Source organism: Mesocryomonas fontinalis (genome assembly GCF_055730125.2).
Genome location: NZ_JBUZWG020000008.1, coordinates 192,795 through 216,621 on the forward strand (window position 1 = coordinate 192,795; position 23,827 = coordinate 216,621).

Annotated in this window: 23 protein-coding genes; 8 read left to right on the forward strand and 15 right to left on the reverse strand. The window is 66.0% G+C overall.

All coding sequences use genetic code 11. The features are described from left to right. Nucleotides 1–12 precede the first annotated feature (12 nt). From ACZL02_RS19420 to ACZL02_RS19445, 6 genes are all read right to left on the reverse strand, one after another. Entirely contained in the window at nt 13–1,020 is a 1,008-nt protein-coding gene (locus ACZL02_RS19420) for an ABC transporter ATP-binding protein (RefSeq protein WP_472940537.1), read from the reverse strand. Further along, nucleotides 1,017–1,889, reverse strand: a complete 873-nt coding sequence (locus ACZL02_RS19425; RefSeq protein ID WP_472940538.1) for an ABC transporter permease — start codon at nt 1,887–1,889, stop codon at nt 1,017–1,019. The genes ACZL02_RS19420 and ACZL02_RS19425 overlap by 4 nt, the downstream gene beginning before the upstream one ends. Further along, nucleotides 1,886–2,908 (reverse strand): ABC transporter permease, encoded by a 1,023-nt coding sequence (locus ACZL02_RS19430; RefSeq protein WP_472940539.1) that lies wholly within the window; start codon nt 2,906–2,908, stop codon nt 1,886–1,888. Before ACZL02_RS19430 ends, ACZL02_RS19425 begins: the two co-directional genes overlap by 4 nt. 96 nt (nt 2,909–3,004) lie before the next feature. After that, on the reverse strand, nt 3,005–4,561 hold the full coding sequence (locus ACZL02_RS19435) for an ABC transporter substrate-binding protein (RefSeq protein ID WP_472940582.1): 1,557 nt from the start codon (nt 4,559–4,561) through the stop codon (nt 3,005–3,007). Between the two features lie 168 nt (nt 4,562–4,729). Continuing rightward, nucleotides 4,730–5,440, reverse strand: coding sequence for a GntR family transcriptional regulator (locus tag ACZL02_RS19440; protein ID WP_472940540.1), 711 nt, complete (start codon nt 5,438–5,440; stop codon nt 4,730–4,732). Nucleotides 5,441–5,535: 95 nt separating this feature from the next. Continuing rightward, nucleotides 5,536–6,771, reverse strand: coding sequence for an aminotransferase class III-fold pyridoxal phosphate-dependent enzyme (locus tag ACZL02_RS19445; RefSeq protein ID WP_472940541.1), 1,236 nt, complete (start codon nt 6,769–6,771; stop codon nt 5,536–5,538). A gap of 75 nt (nt 6,772–6,846) precedes the next feature. Between ACZL02_RS19445 and ACZL02_RS19450 the strand changes: the two genes are divergently transcribed. From ACZL02_RS19450 to ACZL02_RS19460, 3 genes are read left to right on the forward strand one after another with little or no spacing between them, the layout of a single operon-like run. Continuing rightward, nucleotides 6,847–7,791, forward strand: a complete 945-nt coding sequence (locus ACZL02_RS19450) for a DMT family transporter (RefSeq protein WP_472940542.1) — start codon at nt 6,847–6,849, stop codon at nt 7,789–7,791. 48 nt (nt 7,792–7,839) lie between these two features. Further along, on the forward strand, nt 7,840–9,123 hold the full coding sequence (locus ACZL02_RS19455; protein ID WP_472940543.1) for a four-carbon acid sugar kinase family protein: 1,284 nt from the start codon (nt 7,840–7,842) through the stop codon (nt 9,121–9,123). Then, nucleotides 9,120–9,782, forward strand: a complete 663-nt coding sequence (locus ACZL02_RS19460; RefSeq protein WP_472940544.1) for a class II aldolase/adducin family protein — start codon at nt 9,120–9,122, stop codon at nt 9,780–9,782. The genes ACZL02_RS19455 and ACZL02_RS19460 overlap by 4 nt, the downstream gene beginning before the upstream one ends. 33 nt (nt 9,783–9,815) lie before the next feature. Here ACZL02_RS19460 and ACZL02_RS19465 read toward each other — a convergent pair whose 3' ends face one another. Next, entirely contained in the window at nt 9,816–10,703 is an 888-nt protein-coding gene (locus tag ACZL02_RS19465) for an alpha/beta fold hydrolase (RefSeq protein WP_472940545.1), read from the reverse strand. Nucleotides 10,704–11,056: 353 nt separating this feature from the next. On the opposite strand from ACZL02_RS19465, the gene ACZL02_RS19470 reads away from it, so the two are divergent. Next, on the forward strand, nt 11,057–11,578 hold the full coding sequence (locus ACZL02_RS19470) for an SH3 domain-containing protein (protein ID WP_472940546.1): 522 nt from the start codon (nt 11,057–11,059) through the stop codon (nt 11,576–11,578). Nucleotides 11,579–11,708: 130 nt separating this feature from the next. On the opposite strand, the gene ACZL02_RS19475 is transcribed toward ACZL02_RS19470, so the two are convergent. Genes ACZL02_RS19475 through ACZL02_RS19485 form a run of 3 tightly spaced genes read right to left on the reverse strand, consistent with a single transcriptional unit; the run spans nt 11,709 to nt 14,753 of the window. Continuing rightward, nucleotides 11,709–12,542: an ABC transporter ATP-binding protein gene (locus ACZL02_RS19475; RefSeq protein ID WP_472940547.1), complete on the reverse strand. Its 834-nt coding sequence runs from the start codon at nt 12,540–12,542 to the stop codon at nt 11,709–11,711. After that, a complete protein-coding gene (locus ACZL02_RS19480) occupies nt 12,539–13,591 on the reverse strand; it encodes a FecCD family ABC transporter permease (protein WP_472940548.1) in 1,053 nt (350 codons plus the stop codon). The genes ACZL02_RS19475 and ACZL02_RS19480 overlap by 4 nt, the downstream gene beginning before the upstream one ends. Nucleotides 13,592–13,640: 49 nt before the next feature. Beyond that, nucleotides 13,641–14,753: an ABC transporter substrate-binding protein gene (locus ACZL02_RS19485; RefSeq protein ID WP_472940549.1), complete on the reverse strand. Its 1,113-nt coding sequence runs from the start codon at nt 14,751–14,753 to the stop codon at nt 13,641–13,643. 317 nt (nt 14,754–15,070) lie between these two features. Here ACZL02_RS19485 and ACZL02_RS19490 point away from each other — a divergent pair, with 317 nt between their 5' ends. Both ACZL02_RS19490 and ACZL02_RS19495 read left to right on the forward strand, forming a co-directional pair. Further along, nucleotides 15,071–15,982 carry a DMT family transporter gene (locus ACZL02_RS19490; RefSeq protein WP_472940550.1) on the forward strand — a complete coding sequence of 304 codons (912 nt, stop codon included), beginning with the start codon at nt 15,071–15,073 and terminating at the stop codon, nt 15,980–15,982. Between the two features lie 406 nt (nt 15,983–16,388). After that, nucleotides 16,389–18,107 (forward strand): methyl-accepting chemotaxis protein, encoded by a 1,719-nt coding sequence (locus ACZL02_RS19495; protein WP_472940551.1) that lies wholly within the window; start codon nt 16,389–16,391, stop codon nt 18,105–18,107. A 141-nt stretch (nt 18,108–18,248) separates the two neighbouring features. Here the strand turns inward: ACZL02_RS19495 and ACZL02_RS19500 are convergent, their stop codons facing one another. Together ACZL02_RS19500 and ACZL02_RS19505 are read right to left on the reverse strand one after the other, a co-directional pair. Continuing rightward, complete coding sequence (locus tag ACZL02_RS19500) at nt 18,249–18,788, reverse strand: sterol desaturase family protein (protein WP_472940552.1); 540 nt, start codon at nt 18,786–18,788, stop codon at nt 18,249–18,251. A gap of 140 nt (nt 18,789–18,928) precedes the next feature. Then, nucleotides 18,929–19,534: a DUF2585 family protein gene (locus ACZL02_RS19505; protein ID WP_472940553.1), complete on the reverse strand. Its 606-nt coding sequence runs from the start codon at nt 19,532–19,534 to the stop codon at nt 18,929–18,931. Between the two features lie 275 nt (nt 19,535–19,809). Between ACZL02_RS19505 and ACZL02_RS19510 the strand changes: the two genes are divergently transcribed. Together ACZL02_RS19510 and ACZL02_RS19515 are read left to right on the forward strand one after the other, a co-directional pair. Next, nucleotides 19,810–20,607 (forward strand): fatty acid desaturase, encoded by a 798-nt coding sequence (locus tag ACZL02_RS19510; RefSeq protein ID WP_472940554.1) that lies wholly within the window; start codon nt 19,810–19,812, stop codon nt 20,605–20,607. Nucleotides 20,608–20,920: 313 nt separating this feature from the next. Beyond that, nucleotides 20,921–21,436, forward strand: coding sequence for a LuxR C-terminal-related transcriptional regulator (locus ACZL02_RS19515; protein ID WP_496258568.1), 516 nt, complete (start codon nt 20,921–20,923; stop codon nt 21,434–21,436). A gap of 181 nt (nt 21,437–21,617) precedes the next feature. On the opposite strand, the gene ACZL02_RS19520 is transcribed toward ACZL02_RS19515, so the two are convergent. From ACZL02_RS19520 to ACZL02_RS19530, 3 genes are all read right to left on the reverse strand, one after another. Continuing rightward, a complete protein-coding gene (locus ACZL02_RS19520; protein ID WP_472940556.1) occupies nt 21,618–22,043 on the reverse strand; it encodes a fasciclin domain-containing protein in 426 nt (141 codons plus the stop codon). A 190-nt stretch (nt 22,044–22,233) separates the two neighbouring features. Next, entirely contained in the window at nt 22,234–22,983 is a 750-nt protein-coding gene (locus ACZL02_RS19525; RefSeq protein ID WP_472940557.1) for an ABC transporter ATP-binding protein, read from the reverse strand. Beyond that, nucleotides 22,983–23,819: an ABC transporter permease gene (locus ACZL02_RS19530; RefSeq protein ID WP_472940558.1), complete on the reverse strand. Its 837-nt coding sequence runs from the start codon at nt 23,817–23,819 to the stop codon at nt 22,983–22,985. The genes ACZL02_RS19525 and ACZL02_RS19530 overlap by 1 nt, the downstream gene beginning before the upstream one ends. Nucleotides 23,820–23,827: the final 8 nt, after the last annotated feature.

Below are 23,827 nucleotides of genomic sequence, written 5' to 3' on the forward strand. Positions count from 1 at the left end.
AGATCGCGCGCATCAGCCAGCATGGATGTCCTCCATCGATGTCGGCGCGTCGAGCTCGCCCGCGCGATGGCAGGCGGCCATGCTGGGGCCGAACCAGCGGAAGCTCGGCTCCTCCTTGGCGCAGAGCGAGAAGGCGGCGGGGCAGCGGGGGTGGAAGGCGCAGCCGCTGGGCCGGTCGGCAGGCGAGGGCGGCGTGCCCTCGATCGCCACCAGCCGTTCCAGCGTGTCGTCGGAAGAGGGCATCGCCCGCAGGAGCCCGCGGGTATAGGGATGCCGCGCCTCGGCGAAGACGTCGAGCACCGGCCCGCGCTCGACGATCTTACCGGAGTAGAGAATGGTCACCCGGTCGGCGAGGCCGGCGACGAGGCCGAGATCGTGGGTGATCAGCACCAGGCCGAGATTGCGCTCGCGTCGGAGCTTGTCGAGCAGCTCGACGATCTGCGCCTGGATGGTGACGTCGAGGGCGGTCGTCGGCTCGTCGGCGATCAGCAGCTCCGGATCGTTGGCGATGGCCATGGCGATCACCACCCGCTGGCGCATGCCGCCGGAGAATTCGTGCGGATACTGGTCGATCCGCTGTTCGGGCGAGGCGATGGCCACCTGGCCGAGCAGGTCGATCGCGCGGAGCCGTGCCGCTCGGCGGGACAGCTGCGGCTCGTGGATACGGATGCCCTCGATCAGCTGCGCGCCGACGGTCATCACCGGATCGAGTGCCGTCATCGGGTCCTGGAAGATCATGCCGATGCGCTTGCCGCGGATCTTTCGAAGCTCCCGCTCGGGGCGGCCCAGCAATTCCTCGCCGTCCAGTCGCACCGAGCCGCTGACGGCGGCGCTCTTCGGCAGCAGGCCGAGCACCGCCAGCATGGACAGGCTCTTGCCCGATCCGGATTCGCCGACGAGGCCGAGGATTTCGCCGCGGTCGACCTCGAGGTCGACATTGCCGACCGCCAGCACGTCGCGATCACGCTGGCGCAGCGAGATCTGCAGGCCGCGGACGCTGAGAAGCAGGGGCGCGCTCATGACTGCATGGTCCGGGGATCGAGAAGGTCGCGGATGCCGTCGCCGATGAAAGAGAAGGCGAGCGACAGCGACAGGATGGCGAGCCCCGGCCCGGTGGCGATCCACCAGCTGTAGAAGCTCGCCGCGCCCTCGGAGATCATCTGCCCCCATTCCGGCGTCGGTGGTTTGGCGCCGAGGCCGATGAAGCTGAGACCGGCGATCAAGAGGATCACCTGGCCGACGTCGATCGTCGCGTTGACGAGGATCGGGCTCCAGCACAGCGGCACGATGTGTTTCAGCAGAACCCGGCGGGAGGAGACGCCGGTGGCGACGGCCGCCTCGACATGGTCGAGCGAGCGCACGGTGATCACCTGCGCCCGCATCAGCCGCGCATAGACCGGCCACCAGACGATCACCATCGCCAGCCCGGCATTGACGAGACCAGGGCCGAGGGAGGCGGCGATCGCCATGGCGAGCAGCATCGGCGGGAAGGACAAGGTGATGTCGGCAAGCCGCATGATCGCCCCGTCGACGACGCCGCCGACAAAGCCGGCGATCGCGCCCAGCGCACAGCCGATGGCCACCGCGACGGTCAGCACCGAGAGCGCGATCGGCAACGAGAAGCGGGCGCCGTAGAGGGTGCGGATCAGCACGTCGCGGCCGAGCGAATCCGTGCCGAGCCAGTGCTGCCAGCTCGGCATCTGCAGCCGCTTGCCGGCAAGCGTCACCGGATTGTAGGGCGACCAGAGGTCGATCGTCACGGCGACGATGATCCAGGCGGCGACGACGATCAGGCCGACCAGCACCGGTGCGCTGATCCAGCGCGGCAGAAGCCGGCGGCGGCGCACCGGCGCCGCAGAGACGACGGGGAGGGCGGGCAATACGGTCATCGTCCGCCTCCCACGCGGACGCGGGGATCCGCGGCGGCATAGGCGACGTCGGTGACGAGATTGGCGATGAGGAAGGACAGGCCGCCGACGATGGTGACGCCGACGATCGCCGGGTGGTCGAGCGAGCGGGCGGCATCCACCGCATAGGAGCCGATGCCCGGCCAGGCGAAGATCGTCTCGGTCAGCACCGCGCCGGTGATGAGATAGGCGAAGGTGAAGCCGAGGATGGTCAGCGTCGGGATCAGCGCGTTGCGCAGGCCGTGGTTGAGCAGCACCCGCCATTCGCTGGCGCCCTTGGCGCGGGCGGCGAGGACGAAATCCTGGGCCATCACGTCGAGCATGGCAGCGCGCACCAGGCGGGCGACGATGCCGGTCACCGTCCAGCCGAGCACCAGCGCCGGCAGGATGAGATGCGACAGCACCTCGCGAAATTTCGCGAAATCACCGGCGATCAGCGTGTCGATCGTGAAGAAGCCGGTGACGAATGCCGGCGCGGCGGTGCGGGTGTCGAGCCGGCCGGGGCCAGGCAGCACGCCGAGCTTCACCGAGAAGACGAAGAGCACCAGGAGGCCCAGCCAGAACATCGGCACGGACGAACCCATCAGCGCGAACACCCGGATCAGCGAATCGACCACGGTGTCGCGGTATTTGGCGGCGAGCACGCCGAGGAAGATGCCGGAGACGGCGCCGACGATCACCGCGGCGATGACGAGTTCGAGCGTTGCCGGCAGGCGCTGGGCGAGATCGCTCGCGACCGGCTGCTTGGTGCGGAACGAGGTGCCCATGTCGCCGCGCGCGAGGTTGCCAACATAGATCGCGTAGCGCTCGGGCAAGGTGCGGTCGAGGCCCCATTTCACCTTGGCGGCGGCGACGATGACCGGGTTGTTCATCTGCCGCTCGCCGATGATCGAGGCGAGCGGGTCACCCTTGGTGAACTGCGACAGCAGGAAAGCCACGGTGATGATGCCGAAGACAAGCAGCGGCATCATCAGCAGGCGGCGCAGGATGGTTCTCGACATTCTGTTTCCCGCCCAGGGCCCGGCGGTGGCCGCGGACCCCTCATGTGTCGGTTATCTGCCGAATGATCCGGCGATGGGCTCCCGTGCCGGCTGCGGCTACTCGCGGCTCAACTGGTCGAGCGCGAGGTTGCAGCAGGCGCTGTAGCGCACGCCCTTGACGCCCTTGCGCGCCGCCAGAACCAGGTCGGGGCTGACCAGCGGAAGGATGATCTTCTCGTTGATCATCTCCAGCGCGATCGCTTTGTAGGCGGCGTCCATCGCGTCGCCCGAGGCGGCCATCGCCTGCTTGAACAGCTCGGCTTCCTTGAGGTTGGCGACGCCCTCGACCTTGCCCGCGCCGGCGCGCTTCGCCCAGGCATTGCCCTCGATCATCGAGAAATACTGCACGTACTGGGCTGAGCCGAAATAGTCCGGAGCATAGTAGACGGCGGTCATCGGGATGCCGTCGCCGGCGACTTCCTCACGCCAGACGGCGAAGGTGGTGGGCGTCAGGTTGATCGTCACGCCGATGCGGGCGAGATCCTGCTGCACCTTCTGCATCATCAGCGAGATGTCGACGCCATAGGCGTTGACGGCCGGATAGTGTGCCTCGATGGTGAAGCCGTCGGGCACGCCGGCTTCCGCCATCAGGGCCTTCGCCTTATCGAGGTCCTCCTTCGGCATCGGCAGGTCGCTGGTGCCGGGAAAGCCGTTGGGGATGGCGACCGGCTGCAGCTTGCCCTTGCCGCCGACGGTGAAGTCGATCATCGCGTCATAGTCGATGGCGAGCGCGATCGCCTCGCGGATCGGCTTGGTCAGCGGGGTGGTGTTGCCCTTGGCGCCGGGGCTGAGCGCGACATAGAGGAAGTTGAAGGACGGCACGGTGTCGAGCACCACGTCGGGATTGCTGAGCGAGGCGGCGGTGTCCGGGTCGATCTGCATGGCGATGTCGGCGGCGCCCGATTCCAGCATCTGCGCCTGCGCCACGGCGTCGGCCGTCTGCTTCATGATCACCTCGGCGATCGCCGGCTTCTTGCCCCAGTAGTTCGGGTTGGCGGCAAAGCGCAGTTCGGCGTCGGCGGTGTAGGATTCCAGCATGTAGGGGCCGCTGCCCGCGGAATGGGCGAAGAACCAGGCGTCCGATGTGTCGGCCGTGGCCGCGTCGTCGGCGGCGCTGGCGCCATTCGCCTCGGCCAGCTTCTTGTTGACGATGCCGGCATAGGAGGCGGCGAGGATGCCGAGGAATTCCGAATTCGGCTCCTTCGTCTTGAACACCACGGTCTTGTCGTCGGGCGTCTCGATCGCGGTGACCGAGTCCATCAGGAAGGACGGGTCGCCCTTGATATTCTTCAGCCGCATCATCGAGAACGCGACGTCGGCCGAGGTCACCGGCGCGCCGTCGGCAAAGACGGCGGCGGGGGCGAGGTTGAAGGTGAATTCGGTCTGGTCGGCATTGGCCTTCCAGCTGGTGGCGAGCTTCGGGACAAGCGTCTTGTTGTTGTCGCCCAGCGTCACCAGCGTCTCGTAGACCGCCGAGAGGTAGATCTGGCAGGTGTCGCAGAAGCCGCGGGCCGGATCGAGCGAGTTGACGTCCATGTTGCGGGCGACGACCAGCGCGTCGTCGGCGGCCTGTGCGATGGACAGCGGCGCTGCCAGAAGGGAGGCGCCCAGCATGAGGCTGGCAATGCGGGATTTGATCGAGCTTCGGGTCGTCATCGCGGCACACTCCGTTGGGCTGATACAGGATATATCAAACGGCTGAACACAAGGATGTCAACTCGGTTTCTGCCGCTTAAATGCGTCGCGCCGCTTTTGCATAATTTTCATGCAAAGGTGGCCGCCTCAGACGCCGCTCGGCGTCAGTCTCCCGTCCTTCGTCAGCGCTTCGAGCCGGCTGAGGAAGCCACGTCCCCCCTCGAGCATGTCCTCGCGGATGGAGGCGGCAAGGTCAGCCCGATCCTGCCGGCGCAGAGCGTCGAGAATGTTTTCGTGCTGGTGCCGGCCGTCATAGCGGGGATGTCCGTGCGGATAGAGATGGTTGAGCATCGGCCCGAGGCGCAGCCACAGGCGCTCCAGCACCTCGATCAGGTGCGGCAGCTGCGAGTGACGGTACAGGCCGATGTGGAAGGCGTAGTTGGCGGTGATCGCCTCCCGCCAGGCGCCGGTCTGTTCGGCCTCGATCAGCTGGCGGTGGATCGCGGCGAGCCGCTCGATCTCGGAGGCGGTGATGTGCGCCAGCGCCCGTTCGCCGGCCATCGGTTCCAGGAGCAGCCGGATGTCGCGGTTTTCCAGGTATTCCGGCAAGGTCAGGCCGCGCACGCGGATGTAGTGCCGCGCCTTCAGCTCCAGCGCGCCGTCGCGGACCAGCTGGAACACCGCCTCGCGCACCGGTGTCTCGCTGGTGCCGAGGCTGGTCGCCAGGTCGCGGATGCGCAGCCGCTGGTGCGGCAGTAGCTGACCGCTCATCAGCTGATCGCGCAGCTGATGGAAGATCTGATCGCTGAGGCTGGGACTGCCAACCGGCTCGAGAGCGATCATTTCCGCATGAGACATTTCATTCCTCCCGGCGACGCCTTCGCGGAGCCGATGCGCGAAGGCGGCTTCCGGCGGTGGCATCTGCCCTTACGCCATCGCTGCCAGGACCGCTATCAGGCGAACTCGCGAGCGATCACAGCGAAGGCTTCGTCCGTCGCCTGAAGCGCCTCGTCGATATCGGTATCGGTATGCGCGAGGCTGAGGAACATGTTGTGCTTGTAGTGAAGGTACACGCCGCGGGCCAGCGTCTCCTGGGTGAAGCGGGCGCCCTTGGCATAGTCGACGTCGCCGTCGAAAAGGATCAGCGGCATCTGCGGAGGGCCGCTGTTGACCAGCGCCACGCCATGCCGGGCGGCCTGCGCGGCGATCCCGTCGCGGAACTTCTGGCCGACGCGGCGCATCTCGTCCGGCGCGTTCTCGCGCTCCAGCACGGTCAGCGTCGCGACCGCTGCAGCCATCGCCGCGCCGCCGCACCAGAACGAGCCGGTGACGAAGATCTGCGAAGCGGCCGCGCGGTACTTGTCGTTGCCGGTCACGGCGGCGAGCGGATAGCCGTTGGCAATCGCCTTGCTCCACGAGCAGAGGTCCGGCTCGACGCCATACTGGCTCCAGCTGCCGCTCATCGACAGGCGGAAGCCGCAGCGCACCTCGTCGAGGATCAGCGCGGCGTCGCCGGCGTCGCAGAGCGCGCGGACCCTGGCGGCGAACTCGGGCGTCGGCAGTTCCTGCTCGATGCCGAAGTCATGCTTGAAGGGTGAGACGACGATCGCCGCAAGATCGCCGGAGGCCTTCTTCGCCGCGGCTTCCAGGCTCTCGATATCGTTGAAGACATAGGTCTCGATATGGGCGCGGTCCTCGGCGGTGACGCCGATGAGCGACGGCGAGCACCACGGCACCGCGCCGTGATAGGCGCCCTTGGCGACCAGCACCTTGCGGCGCTGCGTGCGGGCCCGGGCGAGCGTCACGCAGGTGGTGGTGGCGTCGGTTCCGTTCTTCTGGAACATTGCCCAGTCGGCATGCGGCAGCAGCGCCACGAACCGCTCGGCGAGTTCGACCAGATGCGGCGTCGGGCCGTTCAGGCAGTCGCCCATCGCCAGCTGCTTCTGCACGGCTTCCTCGACCTCCGAATGGCGATGGCCGAGGATGTTCGGCCCCCAGCTGCACATGAAGTCGAGATAGCTGCGGCCGTCGACGTCGGTCACGCGGCAGCCTTCGCCGGCGACGAAGTACTGCGGATAGCCGTCCGGAAGGCCCTTGACGTTGAGGTGGCCGTACATGCCGCCGGGGATGACGGCCTCGGCGCGCCGGCGCAGCTGGGAATCCTTCGTCTCGCGAACATTGATCGTCATGGTGCCGTCCGGTGCTAGAGGTCAGCGAAAATATGATATATCATAAGCCGCAGTGCAATCTCTTTATGTGGCCCCATGCCGACTTCCGATTTCGCCCGTCTCGTCGGGATCTGCTTCATCTGGGCCGTCAATGTCGTCATCGGGCGCATCGTCATCGCCGACCTCGGCACGCCGCCTTTGCTCTATGCGCTGCTGCGCTTCGTGCTGGTCGCGGTGCTCCTGCATCGCTACCTCCGGCCGATCCCGAGACCCTTTGGTCGCATGGTGATCGTCGGCCTGTTGATGGGGGCAGGGCATTTCGGGCTGCTCTTCCTCGGCCTCCAGCACGCCTCGCCATCGACGGCGGCGATCGTCGTGCAGTTCGGCATTCCGTGCACAGCGATCCTGTCGGTGCTGGTGCTTGGCGAACGGATGCCGGCGCAGCGCGTGCTGGGCGTCACCGTCGCCTTCATCGGCGTGGTGACGGTGATGTGGACGCCGGGCGGGCTGACGCCCTCGCTCGGCGCCAGTTTCGTCCTCGCCGCCGCACTGGCGCTGTCACTCGGCTCGATCCTGATGAAACAGATGCCGCGTATCGCGCCGTTGCGGTTGCAGGCCTGGGTCAGCCTCATCTCGATCGCGCCCCTGGCGCTGTTGTCGGCGGCGACCGAACCGGCGCCGCTTGGCCATCTCATGGCCGGCGGCCGGCCGCTGGTCGCGGCAGTGGTGTTCTCGGCGATGATCGTCACCATCATCGCCCATACCGGCTATTACCGGCTGCTGCAGAACTACGATGCCAGCGTGATTGCGCCGCTCACCTTGATGATGCCGGTGATGACGGTGGCGCTCGGCGTCGCCTTTACCGGCGACCATGTCGACCTGAAGATGGCGGTCGGATCGCTCCTCGCGCTCGGCGGCGTCGCGCTGATCCTGTCGCCGCGCTGGCGCAGGACCGTCCCGGCCGGACGGGCGGAAGTCGGCGCCTGCCGGGTCTCGCTTGCCGGCACAGCAAACCCGGATGCAAAGCCCGACATCGGCTAGCTGCCGGGCCCCGGATCACACGAGGAGGGAGAGCGCATCCGCGCCGTCATGTCGATGAAACCAATCTACGGCATCGTTTCCGACGATTTCACCGGGGGCCTCTTGGTCGCCAGCTTCTTTGAACTGGCCGGGATCGAGTGTCCGGTCTACTTCGACGCGCGCGCGGCCGAAGAGGACCGGACGGGCGCATCGATCCTCGTCATCGCAGGACGCATGCGCCTCTCGCCTCCGCAGGCCGCATTGGCAGAAGTCTCGGCGGCGCTTGATGCCATGGACGCCCTCGGCTGCTCGACGGTGGCCTACAAGGCCTGCGCTACCTTCGATTCGACGCCGGAAGGCAATATCGGTCCCGTCGCCGACCTGATGGCGGATCGATACGACCAGAATCCCGTGCTGATCAGTGCGGGCTTTCCCGAGTTCGGCACCACGGTGTTCCAGGGCCATATGTTCGTTCGCGGCAGCCTGGTGAACGAGTCGATCAAGCGCTTCGATCCCGTGACGCCGATGCCCGATCCCAATCTCGTGCGCTTCCTCTCCTTGCAGACACGCACCCCCGTCGGCCTGATCCCGCACGAAGCGTTGGCGAAGGGACCGGCATCGGCCCGGCTGGTGCTCCAGAACCTCGTCGCGAACGGCACCCGGCATGTGCTCTGCGACTGCGTCGATGCAGGAGACATCGACTGCAGCGTTGAACTCGCCATCGGCGCACGGGCGATCGTCGCCAGCGACGCGCTGGTCATCGCTCTCGGCTTGCGCTGCTGCGGCGGTCAGAGGGACAGGGCTGTTCTCCCCCGCCATGCGGAAGGGCCCGTCGCGGTTCTCGTCGGAAGCGTCGGTCCCGTGGCCGAGACGCAGCTCGCCAGTTTCGAATCCGAATATCCCGCCTTGCGCATCGACCTGCTGGACGACCGATCCGAAGCCGAGCGAATCGACCGGGCGCTGGCCTTCGCGGCGCTGCATATCGGCGAACGGCCGTTTGCGATCACGACCTGCACCGACGCATCCGGCATACGGGACGCGCAGGCCCGTTTCGGCCGCATCGAGGCGGCTCGCAAGGCGGAGACGTTGCTCGCCGGCATCGCCGTTCGCCTGCACGCGGCAGGCATCCGCAAGTTCGTCGTTTCCGGCGGCGAAACGTCCGGCTCGATCGTCAGCGCCCTCGGTATCCAGCAGGTCCGCTCGATGCCGCGCGGAGCGCTGGGGGGCGGCTTCTGCGTCGCGGAGGGGCCGGATCCCGTCAGCTTCTTTCTGAAGTCCGGCAAGCTCGGCACGCCGGACGTGCTGGTACGCGCTATAGATGCGTTCGGCCATGAAGGGAGGCAATCGACGTGAACGAAGGGGAACTGAGACGCGATCTCGTTCGATACAGCCGCGAGTGCATCACCCGGGGTCTGTCGAATGCGACGGCCGGCAACATCTCCGTCCGCTTCGGAGATGGAATGCTGATCACCCCGTCCGGTGTCGAGCCTTGCGACATGCGGGAGGAGCAGATCGCGGCAGTCAGCTTCGAGGGAGGGTCCCTCGGCCCGTTGAAGCCGTCATCCGAGTGGGCGCTGCATGCCTCGCTCTATCGTCGGAGGCCTGAGGCCCAGGCCGTAGTGCACGCCCATCCGGTCTACTGCGTGGCGCTTTCCGCACTCCGGAAACCGATACCGTCGTTCCACTATATGGTCGCGGGTTTCGGTGGCGACGAAGTACCGTGCGCACCCTATGCGGTCTTCGGCTCCCAGGCCCTCGCCGACGTCGTCTCGGCGACGATCGGCCAAAATTACCACGCATGCCTGATGGCCAATCATGGAATGATCGCGCTGGGCCCGGACCTCAAGACAGCCTTTTCCCGTACCGAGAAGTTGGAGAACCTGGCCCGGCAGTATCAGCTGGCGAAATCCCTGGGGGATCCCGTTCTTCTGACGGACGCCGAAATGGCCACCGTACGGGAAACATACGCCACCTATGGCTACGGCAAACCGGGATCGAACAATTTTCGATGAATGAACCATGCATCCCTCCGGACGCTAGGCGCTCTATGGGGCCGGGGGGCAACCGGCCACGCTCTCCTCCCCCGCGATCACTGCCGGCGGATCGTGACGGTCCAGGAAATCGATCAGCAGACGGTTGAACGCTCGGGGATCGTCGAGGGAGGCCACGTGTCCTGCCGCCATGGTCTCGGCTCGGGCATGGCGCAACTCCTTGGCCAGATGGTCCATCTGGGCATTGATCGAGGGGGCGTCGCCATCGCCCTTGATGAGCAGGATCGGACAGTGCAGAGCGCCGGGGTCGACCGGACGCGCATCGACGATGGCGCGGTAGGTGGCGACGATGGCCCCCGGCGCCATGGTCGCAAAACCGCGGATGAAGTGGTGGCGGGCCGTCGTGCCGACCCAATGGGGCCCGACCATCCGCGAGGCGATCGCAAGGCCGATCCGGGCGGTCCGCTTCTGACCGAGGAGCCGGAATGCGAAGGGCAGGAGATCCTGCGGATCCGCCCAGTCGATCAACTCCCGCAGCCACGCTGTCGACGAGAGGGACGTCGGGGTATTGGCGAGGATGAGGGAGGAGATCCGTTCGGGCGCCCGCGCACCCATTTCGAGCGCGACCATGCCGCCGAGCGAAATGCCGCACACTGCAGCCCGGTCGATGCCGAGCGAGTCCAGAAGCGCCAGGGCGTCCGCGGCGAGCTGCTCGATGGACAGGCGGCGAGACCCGAGGGGTGTCTCGCCGTGGCCGCGCAGGTCGAACGACACGAGCCGGCGAGAACCCGCCAGAGCCTCGATTTGCGCATCCCAGATGTGGCGCGTCTGCACGGCACCGTGCACGAACAGCAGCGGCATGCCGGCCTGGCCGGGATCTGCGGGGCAGTCGCAGGCTGCCAGGGAGATGTCGCCGATGGCGACGATACGGGTTTGGGCCATGGGGTCTCGTCGTCGAACCGCTTGCGGGAATTTTGTCGAAGCCGTTTTGGCGGCGTTGCCGTGGGTATGACAAGCCAAGGATGCTTTGTTCGTTTCGTTCCCGAAAGACGCTGGGCTGCCCTAGTGGTGCAGGCCTTTGCCGCTTGCCGGCCTAAGGCTCCTGCAAACCCCTCGGCGAATGGCGGCCTTCGCCGCGCTTGCCGCCAGTCTGCCGATTGCGTCGATCCGGGCCCTCGATACGCCGTGTACCGCGGCTGGGTAGAGGGCGGACGCCGGCACGGTCCTTGTTCGGGAACGGTTCAGGTTCGGTATGGCTTAAAGCACGCTCTGAAACGAATTGCGGAGACGCTTCCATGCGAAAGAAATCCACCCTTCTCGCCGTCCTGACCGTCGCAGGCGCGGTCCTCGGCTTCAATGCCGCACAGGCCGCCACGGCAACCGCCATCGCCACCACCAACGTCAACCTCCGCGCGGGCCCCTCGACCCAATACCCCGCCGTCGACGTCGTTCGCAGCGGCGAGGATGTCCGCGTGTTCGGCTGCCTCGAAACCCGTTCCTGGTGCGACGTCGGGTTCCGCGGCTTCCGCGGCTGGATGTCCTCCAACTATATCGCCGTGGTCGATGTCGGGCGCCGCTACACCGGGCCCGAGGTCGTCGGCCGCATCGGTGCGCCGATCGTCGGCTACTCCTTCGGTCGCTACTGGGACGACAACTATCGCGACCGGTCGTTCTACCGCGACCGCGGCAACTGGGACCGCTGGGACGGACGCCGCGCCTACCGGGACCGCCACTGGGATCGCCGTCCCGACTGGGACCGTGGCGACCGCCGTGGCGGACGCTGGGATAGGGATGATCGTCGCTTCTATCGCGACTGAACCGGCGGGGGATGGCGGGCGTCACGCCCGCTATCCCCAAGCCATGACCCGGGCGTCTCTAGGCCGGTCAGGGATTGAGAGTGCCACGATGCTCGAGAGGCCTCGCCGCAGCAGGTCCCCCCGGGCGGGGTCAGGGGCCTGAAAGTCCGTCCGGCGTGCCTTGCGAACGGATTGCCGACGTGACGGACCGTCCCGTCGGCTGCACCACGGGCGAGCCGACGCTGTCCCGGAGAACCTCGACCTCGACGCCGTAGACGGAGGCGATCAGATCGGCGGTGACGAGGCTTTGCGGCGGGCCGGACGCCCGCAGTGTTCCCCCGGCGACGATCAGGAGGTTGTCGGCGTATCGGCATGCAAGGTTCAGATCGTGCAACACCACGACGGTCACCCGCCCCTTGGCGCGCGTCTCGTCGCGGACGACGTCGAGGAGCCCGATCTGATGCTTCAGGTCGAGCGCACTGACCGGCTCGTCGAGGAGCATTGCGTGGGGGTCGCGCATGAGAACCTGCGCGAACATCGCCATCTGTCGCTGGCCACCGCTGAGCGAACCGATCTCACGATCGGCGAGGTGGCCAATCCCGGTCGCTTCCAGACGCGCCATTGCGGCTCTCAGGGTCTCGTCGTCGACGTGGAATTGCAGCCGTCCAAGACGGCCCAGCACCACGACCTCGAGGACCGTCATCGCAAGGTCGGCACTGTTGTCCTGCGGCATGTAGGCCAAGGTGTCGCGCCAGGTCTTGCGGAAGGCGGATGTCTGGCGTCCGGGGCCCATCCGGTGGTCGCTCAGTTCGACCGCGCCGGCCGACAGTGGGAGCTCGCCGAACAGTGCGCGCAGAAGGGTCGTCTTGCCCGCGCCGTTCGGGCCGATCACCGCGTGGACGAGACCGTGCTCCAGCGTGGCGCTGACATCTTCGAGGATCGTCTGCCCGCCCCGCGACACTGCGACCCCGTCCAGCCGGATCATCGCCCGGCCCTGCGCGGTGCGAAGATCAGCCACAGGAGAAACGGCACGCCGACGATGGCCGTCACGATGCCCACCGGGAAGAGGGCGCCGGGCACGATCGACTTCGACAGGACCGACGCGGTCGACAGGAGGAGGGCGCCGCACAGCATGGACAGGGGCAGGAGGAAGCGCTGGTCCTCGCCGACGCTCATCCGCGCAATGTGCGGGGCGACGAGACCGACGAAGCCGATCACGCCGACGAAGCTCGTCGCCGTCGCCGTCATGATCGCGACGATCACCAGGACCTTCATGCGCAGTTGCCGGACATCGACGCCAAGGCTCGTCGCCCGTGTCTCGCCCATGCGCAGGGCCGCGAGCTTCCACGAGTCGCGCCATAGGAGCAGGCCGCAGACGGCGGTCACCCCCGTGGTCAGCCAGAAGGTCGGCCATGTCGCCTTGGTCAGGCTGCCGAACAGCCAGAACAGGATCTGCTGCGAAAGTTCCGGCGAGGACAGGAACTGCACCAGCGACAGCAGCGACTGAAACAGGAAGAGGAGGGCGATGCCACCGAGGATGATCGTGTCGCCGCGGATCCGCCGCATCGAGGCGAGCGCGAACAGGAACAAGGCCGCCAGCATGGCGAAGACGAAGGCGCCGATGGGCACGGCGAACATGGCGTCGAGCCCGAAGCCGCCGAAAGCCAGCACCAGCGCGGCGCCGAAGCCGGCGGCCGCGGCCATGCCGAGCGTGTAGGGACTGGCCATCGGGTTGTCGAGGATGGTCTGCATCTGGGCGCCGCCGGCACCAAGCGCCGCCCCCACGCTGATCGCCATGAGCGCCATGGGCAAGCGGAGATCCCAGACGATCGTGTCGGTCATGGCGGCACGCTCGCCAAGCCGGGTCAGCGATCGCAACACCTCGCCGGGGGGCAGGAGCGACGGACCGGTTGCGACGTCCAGAACGAAGCTCGCGGCGGTGATCAGCGCGAAGATCGCAATGGCGCGCCAGCGGCGTCGCTCCCGGCGGCGGTGGCTGGCGATCGCATCGGCATGGGGCGAAGCGGGTGTCATGGAGTGTCCGTCGTGCCCGGCGGCGGGATGCGCTGTCCTTTCACGACTTTCAGTTCTGCAAGGTGATCGCGAAGGTGCCCTGCGGTGTCACAGGCAGGTACTTCGCGTAGTAGGCGAGATAGTTCGCCACCGGATCGACGTCGCCGAAGGCGGCTGGGTAAAGCTGCTTGGCGATGAACTGCACCATCGCGAAGTCGGACAGGGTGCGCGAGGCGCCTTGGTAGACCCCGTAGAGCCGGCCGTCGCGAATGGCGGGAAGCTCGGCCCAGCCCGGGCGGCCCTCGAAGGCTTTGAGCTTCTCGTGCGCCTCGTCCGATCCGACGCCTTGCCCCATCGAGAGGGCGGTCGGATTGCTGTTGTTCTCGCGGCCCGAGATGAAGATCGCATCGGGCTTGGCGGCGAGGACCTGCTCGGGATTGATGACGCCCCACCATTCCACGAAGGGAGCGGCGATGTTGTCGCCGCCAGCCGCGGTGGCGATCGCGCCCCACATGTTCTTGCCATAGGTGAAGGAGGGCTCGGAAGGCCCCTTGTTGCCGAACTCGGTGTAGACCTTCGGCTTCGGCTGGCCGCTCTTGGCGATCCGGTCGGCGACGTCCTTGATCGCCCCTTCGTAGAAGTCCGCGATCTCGTCCGCGCGCGCTTCCTCACCCGTGACCGCGCCGAGGACATGCGTCGACGCGACGTGGCGCTCCACGGTCTGCGCGTTGTAGTCGACGACGGCGATGGGGATGCCGGCGTTCACGATGCGCTCGGCGTCGAGCCCCAGCGCCTTGTACTGCCACTCGGCCAGGACCACGAGATCCGGCTGGAGGGAGAGCACCTTCTCGACCGAGAAAGTCTGCGCGTCGATTTCCCCGACGTCCGGGATCTCTGCGAGCGAGGGGCGATGAGCCAGGTGCATCGCCCAGTTGGCGGGGACCTTGCCGACCCAGGCCTCGCGCGAAAGGCCCACCACATGGTCGAAGGCCTTCTCTCCACCGATCGCCATGTAGTCCTCGAAGTAGAAGCCGAGGACGACCCGCTTGGCCGGCAGGTCGGCAGTGACCTCGCGCCCGACGACGTCGGTGAACGTACGCGGCTCCGCGCTTACCAGCGTCGGTGCGGCAAGGCTCAGGATGAACGCAGCGAGGGTCGCGGTGTGCCGCAGGGACTTGATCACAGTGAGCTCCGGAAACGTTGGTTTGGGTAGGTGTGATCTACGCCGCCGTATAATATGAGGCAACCAGTATACTTTAGAACCATACCAATCTGCCTCGACTGGGTGGGTTCGGCATCGGCGTGACGCCCGGATTGGTGTAGTGCCCTCATCGACCTGCTGCCGACGGAGCCGTACCCAATGCCGATCTGCATCCAGAACCATTTTACTGATCGCGCCGTGAACCGGGGTGGGCAGCGAGGAGCGGACGGTTGCTGCACCGAGGCGTCGGTGGACGTGGGCGTCAGGCTCGACAGCGCTCTCGTCGACCTCGGTAGCAAATGAGCGCAGCGCGCAGGGCGGTTCGCCACCCGATCAGCCGCGAGACCCTCGGCATCGTGCTGCGCATCGGATCCACGCTGGCTTTCGCGGCGATGGGGGTCTGCATCAAGGCGCTGGGCGATGCCGTGCCGCTCGGTCAGGTGGTCTTCTTCCGATCGGCGGTGGCCTTGCTGCCCCTGGTCCTGTTTCTGAGTTGGACGGGCGACTTCCCGCGCGGGCTGGCAACGCGCCATCCTTTCGGTCACGTCGCCCGTGCGCTTCTCGGTGCCTGCGCGATGTTCACGTCCTTCGCCACGATCCGCCTTCTTCCACTGGCGGAGGCGACCTTGTTGTCCTACCTCGCGCCGGTGATGCTGACCCTTCTCGGTTGGGCTCTGCTGGGCGAAGGCTTGAGCCGAAGGCGGATCGGCGGTGTCGCTCTGGGCCTCGGCGGCGGCGCTGTCTTCTGCCTCCCGGCGCTGTCGGGCACGTTCTCCGATGACGCGCTGCTCGGGTTCGTCCTCGGCCTGGTGACGGCGTTCCTGACGGCGGGAGCGTTGATCCAGGTCCGTCGGCTGACGCTGGCGGGCGAGAAGGCGGGCGCGATCGCCTTCTGGTTCGCGATCGTATCAGCCGCCGGCGGTTTGTTGACCCTTTCGGCGGGGTGGGTCGTTCCCAGCCTGCCGCAGGCCGCCTTGCTGGTCGGCGCCGGCCTTGCCGGAGGCTTTGCCCACATCATGATGACGCTGTCCTTCCGGCATGCCGAAGCCGGTGCTCTGGCACCCTTCGAGTATCTCTCGATCCTCTGGGCGGCAGGGGCGGGGGCCGTCTTCTTTGCCGAAGTTCCGGGCTGGGCCTTCTTGATGGCCTTGCCGCTGATCCTGGCTGGGTCCGTCGTCGCACTTCCGCGACGCATCAAGAGCCGTGTCTGATCGCGAGGGACCAGGCTTTCGTCGCCAGGATCCACGGCTTGTTCCCCGATCCCGTGACGCTCCGGGATCCACTCAAGAGAACGCTTCCGGGGTTGCGTCTGGACCGTAGTCCCGTCGCTGAAAAGGATGGAAGCGGTCGGTCGGCTTTCAGCGAACTGTCGTCGGCCGCCGCCGTCCGGTGGCCGGCCTCATGCTTCCCTAGCGAGAGGTCGCCGGGCCTCTCCGGACCGTCCAAAAAGGGCAGGTCAACTTCGTCTACACCCCGTGATTGCGGGCTTTCAGGCTTTTTCATGGTCATTCGAGACAGTGAGCAATTCGACGGGAAATCTTAGCTCCCTCTTAGAAGTTAAGCGCCTAACGATCCGCCGAGCGATACCGGCTTTTGGTTGTCGCCCCGGAGACCACCGTGACCCACTTCTTCCCAAGCAAGTCCGAACTGCTGCTGGCTGCGCTCGACAAATCGATGGCGACGATCGAGTTTTCGATGGATGGCACCATCCTCACCGCCAACGCCAATTTCTGCGAGTTGATGGACTATTCGCTGTCGGACATCGTCGGGCAGCACCATCGGCTGTTCCTCGACCAGGGCTATGCGGCGTCGCCGGAGTACACCTCCTTCTGGAAGCGCCTCAGCGACGGTGAGTTCGAGTGCAGCGAGTTTCTGCGCTACGGCCGGAACCGCAAGCAGGTCTACATCCGCGGCAACTACAATCCGGTGGCCCGACCGGGACGCAAGCCGCACAAGATCGTCAAGTTCGCCAACGACATCACGGCCTCCAAGCTCGAACAGATCGAGAAGTCCGCTAAGATCGACGCCATCGGACGGGCGCAGGCGATGATCGAGTTCACGCCGACTGGCGAAATCATCGACGCCAATGCCAATTTCCTCGTCACGGTGGGATACCGGCTCGAGGAAGTCATCGGCCGTCATCATCGGATCTTCGTCGAGCCCGCCGTCGCCGTCGCGCCCGCCTACGCCGTCTTTTGGGAGCGGTTGCGGAACGGCGAATTCATCGCCGACGAGTTCAAGCGCATCGGCAAGGATGGCCAGCCCGTCTATATCCAGGCGTCCTACAACCCGATCTTCGACCTTGACGGCAAGGTGGTGAAGGTGACGAAGTTCGCGACCGATGTCTCCGAACGCGTGCGCATCGTGAACTGCCTCGGCGAAGCGCTCGACAAGCTGGCGAAGGGGGATCTGGTGCAGCGGCTGGACAGTCCGTTCATCCCCTCTCTCGAGCCGCTGCGGGTCAGCTTCAACTCCTCCGTCGAGCACATGCGCGACACGCTCCGGTCCGTCGGCATCAACGCGCTGGAGATCGGCAACGGCGCCGATCAAATCCGCATCGCCGCAGACGATCTCGCCCAGCGGACCGAACAGCAGGCCGCAGCTCTCGAGGAGACCGCGGCGGCGCTGACCGAGATCACCGCGGCGGTCAACACCTCCAGCAAGCGGGCCGACGAGGCCGGCGAGCTCGTGTCGCGCACCAAGGGTGGCGCTGAACTGTCGGGACAGATCGTGGCGAAGGCGACGGCGGCGATGGCCGAGATCGCGCATTCCTCCGACGAAATCGGCAAGATCATCGGCGTCATCGACGAGATCGCATTTCAAACCAACCTCCTCGCGTTGAACGCCGGCGTCGAGGCGGCACGGGCCGGCGAGGCAGGCCGGGGCTTTGCGGTCGTCGCCCAGGAAGTGCGCGGGCTCGCCCAGCGTTCGGCGGAAGCTGCCAAGGAGATCAAGAGCCTGATCTCGACGTCGGGTCGGCAGGTTGGTGCGGGCGTCGACCTGGTGTCGCGAACCGGCGAAGCGCTGCAGGCGATCGTCGGCGAGGTCACCGAGATCCATGCCCACGTCATCGCGATCGTCTCGTCGGCCCGCCAACAGGCGGTCGGCCTCCAGGAAATCAACATCGCGCTCGGCACGCTGAACCATGGCACGCAGCAGAATGCCGCCATGGTCGAGGAATCGACGGCAGCCAGCAACAGCCTCGCCGCTGAAGTGCACGAGCTGAATCAGCAGTTGATGCTGTTCCAGACTGAGGACGACCAGACGACCCGACGCCGCCCCGGCGCCAACCGCCAGGGGTCCCATCGTACGGGGCTGCATCTGATAGCGTCCTGAAGCGCCGTGCTTCCCGAAGGGCGCACGAAGGGTGCTCTATCGTATTGAACCTGCAGCATCTTTTTCAGACTGGGTGTGCCCATCCAGTCGAGGGATGCTGGGCATCCCTGTAGAATTTGCGAAACACGCCAATATCAGGGCTTAGCGCACCGGGGCGTGGGACGAACCCTGGGCCGTCACCGAACGCTCGATGCGCTCGCGGTCGAGGACACCCGAGCGGCGCAGTTCCTGTTTCAGCTTGTCGATCGGCGGCGCGTAGAGAAAGCCGAAGGATACGCAGTGCCCGCGCCCCTCCACCGCGTGGTGGAGCCGGTGAGCCTGGACCAACCGCTTGGCATAGCCCCGATGGGGAACGTAGCGGAACGGCCAGCGCTGGTGCACGAGCCCATCGTGCACGATGAAGTAGAGCAGGCCGTAAAGCGTGATGCCCCATGCGATCGCCAGGATCACCGGCGACAATGCCTGACCGACGAAGAACAGGGCGACCGCGAAACCGCTGAAGACCACGGCATAGAGGTCGTTCTTTTCAAACAGACCCTCGGTCTCCTCGTGGTGCGACTTGTGCCAGGACCATCCGCTCCGTCCGTGCATGACGTATCGGTGCATCGCCCAGGCAAAACCCTCCATCGCCGCCACGGTGACGAGCGCTATGAGGACGTAAAGGAGGATCTCGAATGTCATGGCGGCTCTGCGGATTTCGCTTCTGAAGGGCGCGGCGTGTTCGCGTCGTTCGGTTGCCGAGGATATGGGGATCAGCCGATGGCTGGCAAGCCTTGCAGACTGCGCGTTATCCTCGCAGGCCAGACCTCGGTGGCGCGACTTCAGACGAGACCGAGGACCTTCAGCGCCCCGAGCAACAGGCCGTCCCCTATCGTCAGCGACAGCACCACCTCAATCAGGATCGCCAGGACCAGCGTGGCGCGCCAGCCGATCAAGCGGGCGACGAAGAAACCGAGGATCACGCAGCCGGTATCGCTCATCGAGTTGACGATGCTGTCGCCCGCATAGGCGCCAGGCTGGCCGGACTCGTTGAACAGGCGGATCACCGGAGGCGTGTTCTCGACGATCTCCCAGACGGCGCTCCCGATCACCGCGACCATCAGCTTGGCGCGGGTCGACCAGCCCGGCTTCAGTCCGTTGATGAAGATGTAAAGCCCGGCGCCGAAGACGCCGTGCATGAACGAATAGGGATCCGATAGATGCTGGGAGTTCGCCCCTGCCTCGAAACCGGCGCTCCACAACCGAAGTGGCTCCAGCCGGGGCAGGAACGGGCGCCCGAACATCCAGAGGAACCCTGCAGCGACGCCATTGACGAGGGCGAGCAGCAGCACGCAGGCGACAAGCGACGGCTTCGCTGCTTCGGACCGCTCTGGCGTCGCGAAGGGCTGAAGACGATCCTGGCTCGCATCGGGGGAGATTTGCTTCATTGTGCGCAGGATATGGAGCCGCCTTCGACCTGGTCCAGAGCCCATTTGGCGCGCCTGGCCGAGATCACCTGGCCCGGCTCCTCGCTCCTCATGTCGTGAGTTGATCCTCTCGACTATGCTGCGTCCAATGGTGCGTCCAAATGAGTCCCGATCGGCCCAAACCCTTTAAACCAGGCTGACTTGCCCAATCTCTCCGGTTGGGGTGTCCGGAGCGTCGGGAGGCGATACGCCGCATGCCGCCGACTGACCCCGCAAACTAGAATGGAAAGATGGAGATGAGTGAGGTCGCCCCAAGCAGCCACAAAGCCTTCGCCCTGCGTCAAGGCGCGCTGGGGCAGAGGCCCCGGCTCCGTCCGTTTCAGGCGGCCATCGGTCTGTCGCTTGCAGGCTGCGTGCTTGTTGCCTGGATGACGATCCACATCGCAGCGGTTTTCTTCCTCGATCTTGGCTGGAGCACGCTCCCGTTCGTTCCGGTCATCATCGCCTTGCAGTGCTGGTTGACGGTGGGCCTATTCATTGTCGCGCACGATGCCATGCATGGCTCGCTTGCGCCGGGTTGGACGAGACTGAACACGTTTATCGGCACCTTTATCCTGACGATTTATGCCGGTTTCGCGTGGCGCCAGATTCGCGGCGCGCATATGGCTCACCATGACGCGCCCGGCACTGCCGAGGACCCGGATTTCTACGCCGATGAGCCCGATCGGTTCTGGCCATGGTTTCGCACCTTCTTCACACGATATTTCGGACGTCGCTCCATCCTTTTCGTGTGCACGGTGGTGGCAACCTACATCCTGGTCTTCCGCGCCCCGGTCCTGAACGTCGTCCTGTTCTACGGGCTGCCCTCGCTCCTGTCGTCGCTGCAGCTGTTCTATTTCGGCACCTTCCGCCCCCACCGTCACGAGGAGGAGAACGGTTTCGCCGACGAACACAATGCGCGCTCGAACGAGTTCGGGTATTTGGCGTCGCTGCTCTCCTGCTTCCACTTTGGCTACCATCACGAGCACCACACGCAACCTTGGGTCCCGTGGTGGGGTCTGCCGGCACATTGGCGGGAGGGGCGGCAATCCTGAAGTCCAAATTGTCCGAAGTTCCAACTAGCCGAACGGACTGACTGACATCAGCTTTCTTGGAAATAAGAGGTACTTAGTTCTTGCTTCAATTCTTCGACCTGAACTGCTGGGAAGCATCCGAACCATGCTTGATCTACAGATTATCTAAGTGCCATCGCGTCACGCCCTCTGTAAGGTGAGCCGCATGGGCGAGGCGGGCAAATTGATGGAACGGGGGGAGAGGGCTGTTTCCCATCAGAACCGCCACATCCGCCTTGTCACCGACAGCCCCATTCCTTCGGTGATCAGCGATCCAAGGCTGCCTGACAATCCGATCGTCGCCTGCAACGATGCGTTCTGCCAGCTCACGGGATATCCCGTCGACGAGGTCGTGGGGCGCAACTGCCGCTTCCTTTCAGGACCTGCAACCGAGCCGTGGCTGACCGAGGAGATACGCCGCGGCGTGCGCGAGCATCGTCCGGTACTCGTCGAGATCCTGAACTACAAGCGCAGCGGCCAGCCGTTCCGCAATGCGGTCCTCGTGGCGCCGATCTACGACGAGCAGGACGCGCTCCTGTACTTCCTCGGTTCGCAGGTCGAGCTCGATGCCGACGCGAAGGCACCGTCGAGCATGCGCCGCATCCGGGCCGCCGAGATGGTCAAGGCGCTGTCGCCGCGGCAGGGACAGGTGTTGAAGCTCGTCGCGACCGGCCTCCTCAACAAGCAGATCGCTGCCGAACTCGATCTTGCGGAAAAGACGGTGAAGATGCACCGCTCGATCCTGATGGACCGGCTTGGCCTGAGGACGACGGCCGACCTTATCCGTCTTGCCGTAGAGGCGGGCCTCTAGCGCCCTGCCGCTCCGCATATGGCTTCAACTTCGTATCGCGCCGCATACCGCCTGGATCTCTCGATGATCCAGTGCCCCGCCGAACTCGCTGCATGCTCGCAACGCCGTACCGATTGGTTATCGGCAAAGCCCGCGAACCGGTGGCCGCGGCATGGTCCCGCCGCGGCCACAGGTCTCGTCGTCAGCCCTTGGGCAGCAGGACGGTGTCGATCACGTGAATGACGCCGTTCGTGCACGCGATATCGGCGGAAACCACCTTGGCGCCGTCGACGGTCACCCCATTGGTGCCGTCGACGTGAACCGTCGCGCCGCCCGCGGTCTTGGGGTCGAGGACCTTTCCGGCGACATCCGCTGCCATCACCTTGCCCGGGAGGACATGGAGCAGGAGGATCGCGGTGAGCTTTTCCTTGTTCTCGGGCTTCACAAGGGACTCGACAGTCCCGGCGGGCAAGGCGGCGAAAGCGTCGTCGGAGGGCGCGAAGACGGTGAACGGCCCTGCGCCCTTCAGCGTATCGACGAGGCCTGCGGCCGTCACAGCAGCGACGAGTGTCGAGAACGAGCCCGCGGCGACGGCGGTGTCGACGATGTCATGTGTGGAAGCGGTCATGTGAATTCCTTCGTAGGCGCCGGCACCTCGAGCGGACGAATGCTCAAGACTTCCAGGCGGGGTGGTTCATACGGGCGTCGTCGTCCCCGTCACCGAACCATCGCACCGTGCGGCGCGGCACGACATACGGGCTTTGGGGCACCTTGATCCTGATGATGGGTGCCCAAAGCCGACCCTCTTTTTGGCGTGCTCAGGAGGCGAGGCTTTCGATCGTCGACGTGGCCTCGATGATCGTGCTGATCTGCTCGCGCAGACGGTCGAGGATAGGATCGCTGCGACGCCTCGGCCGCTCGATATCGACATCGAAGCTCGCGGCGATCTGGCCGGGCCGCGGCTTCATGACGAGGACGCGGTCGGCAAGGATCAGCGCCTCGTCGAGATCGTGCGTCACCAGCACCAGTGTGATCGAGCTCTCGCGCCAAAGCTCGATCAGATGCGCTTGAAGGCTCGACCTCGTGAAGCTGTCGAGGGCGGAGAAGGGCTCGTCGAGGAGCAGCACCGAGGGTTCGGTGACAAGTGCCCGGGCGATGGCGACGCGCTGCGCCTGGCCGCCCGACAATTCCTTTGGCCAGCGATCGCTGACATCCTCGAGCCGCACACGTTTCAACGCGGCCGCCGCCCGCTCGCGGCGCACCGCGCGCGGCAGGTCCGACAGGCCGAACTCGACATTTCCGGCATTGGTGAGCCAGGGCATCAGCCGCGGCTCCTGGAACACGATGCCGATGTCGGGATGCGGGGCGAGGATCGGCTGGCCGTCGAACAGGACCTCGCCCTGGTCCGGCCGGTCGAGGCCACCCAGCAGCCGCAGCAAGGTCGACTTGCCGCAGCCCGAGCCGCCCACGATGGCGGTGATGCCGCCCGGGGGGAAGTCGGCGGAGACGTTCCTCAGCGCCGTCGTGCCGTTGCGGTATGTGCGCGTGAGATTGTCGGCGACGAGCATCAGATGCCATCCTGATGGCGGTCCTGCCAGCGCAGGAAGGGCTGCGCTGCGGCGGCGAGCGCCTGGTCGGTCAGCTTGCCGAGGACGGCGAAGACGAGGATCGCGGCGACGATCTGGTCGGCCTTGCCGAGCTGCTGGCCATCGACGAGGAGGTAGCCGAGACCCTCTGACGCTCCCATGAACTCCGCGGCTACGACGAACATCCAGCCGAGGCCGAGACCGGTGCGCAGCGCCGTCACCGTCTGCGGAAGGATGGCGGGCAGCAGCACCCGGCGGATCATGGCGGTGCGCGAGAGCCGGAAGGCCCGGCCGACCTCGACGATCCGCCGGTCCACCGAGAGGACGGCCGTGGCGACGCCGAGATAGACGGGAAAGAAGACGCCGGCGGCGATCAGCACGACTTTCGACGTCTCGAAGATCCCGAACCAGAGGATGAACAGCGGGACCCAGGCGATCGAGGGAATGGCGCGCAGGGCTTGGATGGTCGGATCGAGGACCCGGTGCGCCAGGGGCACGGCCCCGGTCAGCGCCCCGGCAAGGATGCCGGCCAGCGAACCTGCGACAAATCCCCAGGCGACGCGCGTGGCGGTCGCCGCGACGTGCGTCGTCAGCTCGCCGGTTCGGGCGAGCGCCCAGAGCGACTCCAGAATGCGCGAAGGCGGCGGCATCAGGCGCCCGTTCGACCAGCCGGCCCAGACGGCCAGCTCCCAGAACAGAGCGAGGCCGACCGGGATGATCCAGCCGAGCGGAACCTGATAGCGGCGGGGCCGCAGCGCCGATGCCGGCTTCGCAGCGGCGGCCTCGTCGGGCAGAGCGAGCCTTGCAACCGAGCTCACGGCGTCAT

Excerpts from the sequence above, each read along its gene's own strand:
- ACZL02_RS19475 (WP_472940547.1), bottom strand. The coding sequence starts at position 12,542 with ATGATCCGGCTGGACGGGGTCGCAGTGTCGCGGGGCGGGCAGACGATC.
- ACZL02_RS19505 (WP_472940553.1), bottom strand. The coding sequence starts at position 19,534 with ATGAAGCAAATCTCCCCCGATGCGAGCCAGGATCGTCTTCAGCCCTTC.
- ACZL02_RS19455 (WP_472940543.1), top strand. The coding sequence starts at position 7,840 with ATGTCGATGAAACCAATCTACGGCATCGTTTCCGACGATTTCACCGGG.
- ACZL02_RS19450 (WP_472940542.1), top strand. The coding sequence starts at position 6,847 with ATGCCGACTTCCGATTTCGCCCGTCTCGTCGGGATCTGCTTCATCTGG.
- ACZL02_RS19425 (WP_472940538.1), bottom strand. The coding sequence starts at position 1,889 with ATGACCGTATTGCCCGCCCTCCCCGTCGTCTCTGCGGCGCCGGTGCGC.
- ACZL02_RS19420 (WP_472940537.1), bottom strand. The coding sequence starts at position 1,020 with ATGAGCGCGCCCCTGCTTCTCAGCGTCCGCGGCCTGCAGATCTCGCTG.
- ACZL02_RS19525 (WP_472940557.1), bottom strand. The coding sequence starts at position 22,983 with ATGCTCGTCGCCGACAATCTCACGCGCACATACCGCAACGGCACGACG.
- ACZL02_RS19490 (WP_472940550.1), top strand. The coding sequence starts at position 15,071 with ATGAGCGCAGCGCGCAGGGCGGTTCGCCACCCGATCAGCCGCGAGACC.
- ACZL02_RS19430 (WP_472940539.1), bottom strand. The coding sequence starts at position 2,908 with ATGTCGAGAACCATCCTGCGCCGCCTGCTGATGATGCCGCTGCTTGTC.
- ACZL02_RS19445 (WP_472940541.1), bottom strand. The coding sequence starts at position 6,771 with ATGACGATCAATGTTCGCGAGACGAAGGATTCCCAGCTGCGCCGGCGC.
- ACZL02_RS19470 (WP_472940546.1), top strand. The coding sequence starts at position 11,057 with ATGCGAAAGAAATCCACCCTTCTCGCCGTCCTGACCGTCGCAGGCGCG.
- ACZL02_RS19435 (WP_472940582.1), bottom strand. The coding sequence starts at position 4,561 with ATGCTGGGCGCCTCCCTTCTGGCAGCGCCGCTGTCCATCGCACAGGCC.
- ACZL02_RS19520 (WP_472940556.1), bottom strand. The coding sequence starts at position 22,043 with ATGACCGCTTCCACACATGACATCGTCGACACCGCCGTCGCCGCGGGC.
- ACZL02_RS19465 (WP_472940545.1), bottom strand. The coding sequence starts at position 10,703 with ATGGCCCAAACCCGTATCGTCGCCATCGGCGACATCTCCCTGGCAGCC.
- ACZL02_RS19510 (WP_472940554.1), top strand. The coding sequence starts at position 19,810 with ATGAGTGAGGTCGCCCCAAGCAGCCACAAAGCCTTCGCCCTGCGTCAA.
- ACZL02_RS19480 (WP_472940548.1), bottom strand. The coding sequence starts at position 13,591 with ATGACACCCGCTTCGCCCCATGCCGATGCGATCGCCAGCCACCGCCGC.
- ACZL02_RS19440 (WP_472940540.1), bottom strand. The coding sequence starts at position 5,440 with ATGTCTCATGCGGAAATGATCGCTCTCGAGCCGGTTGGCAGTCCCAGC.
- ACZL02_RS19500 (WP_472940552.1), bottom strand. The coding sequence starts at position 18,788 with ATGACATTCGAGATCCTCCTTTACGTCCTCATAGCGCTCGTCACCGTG.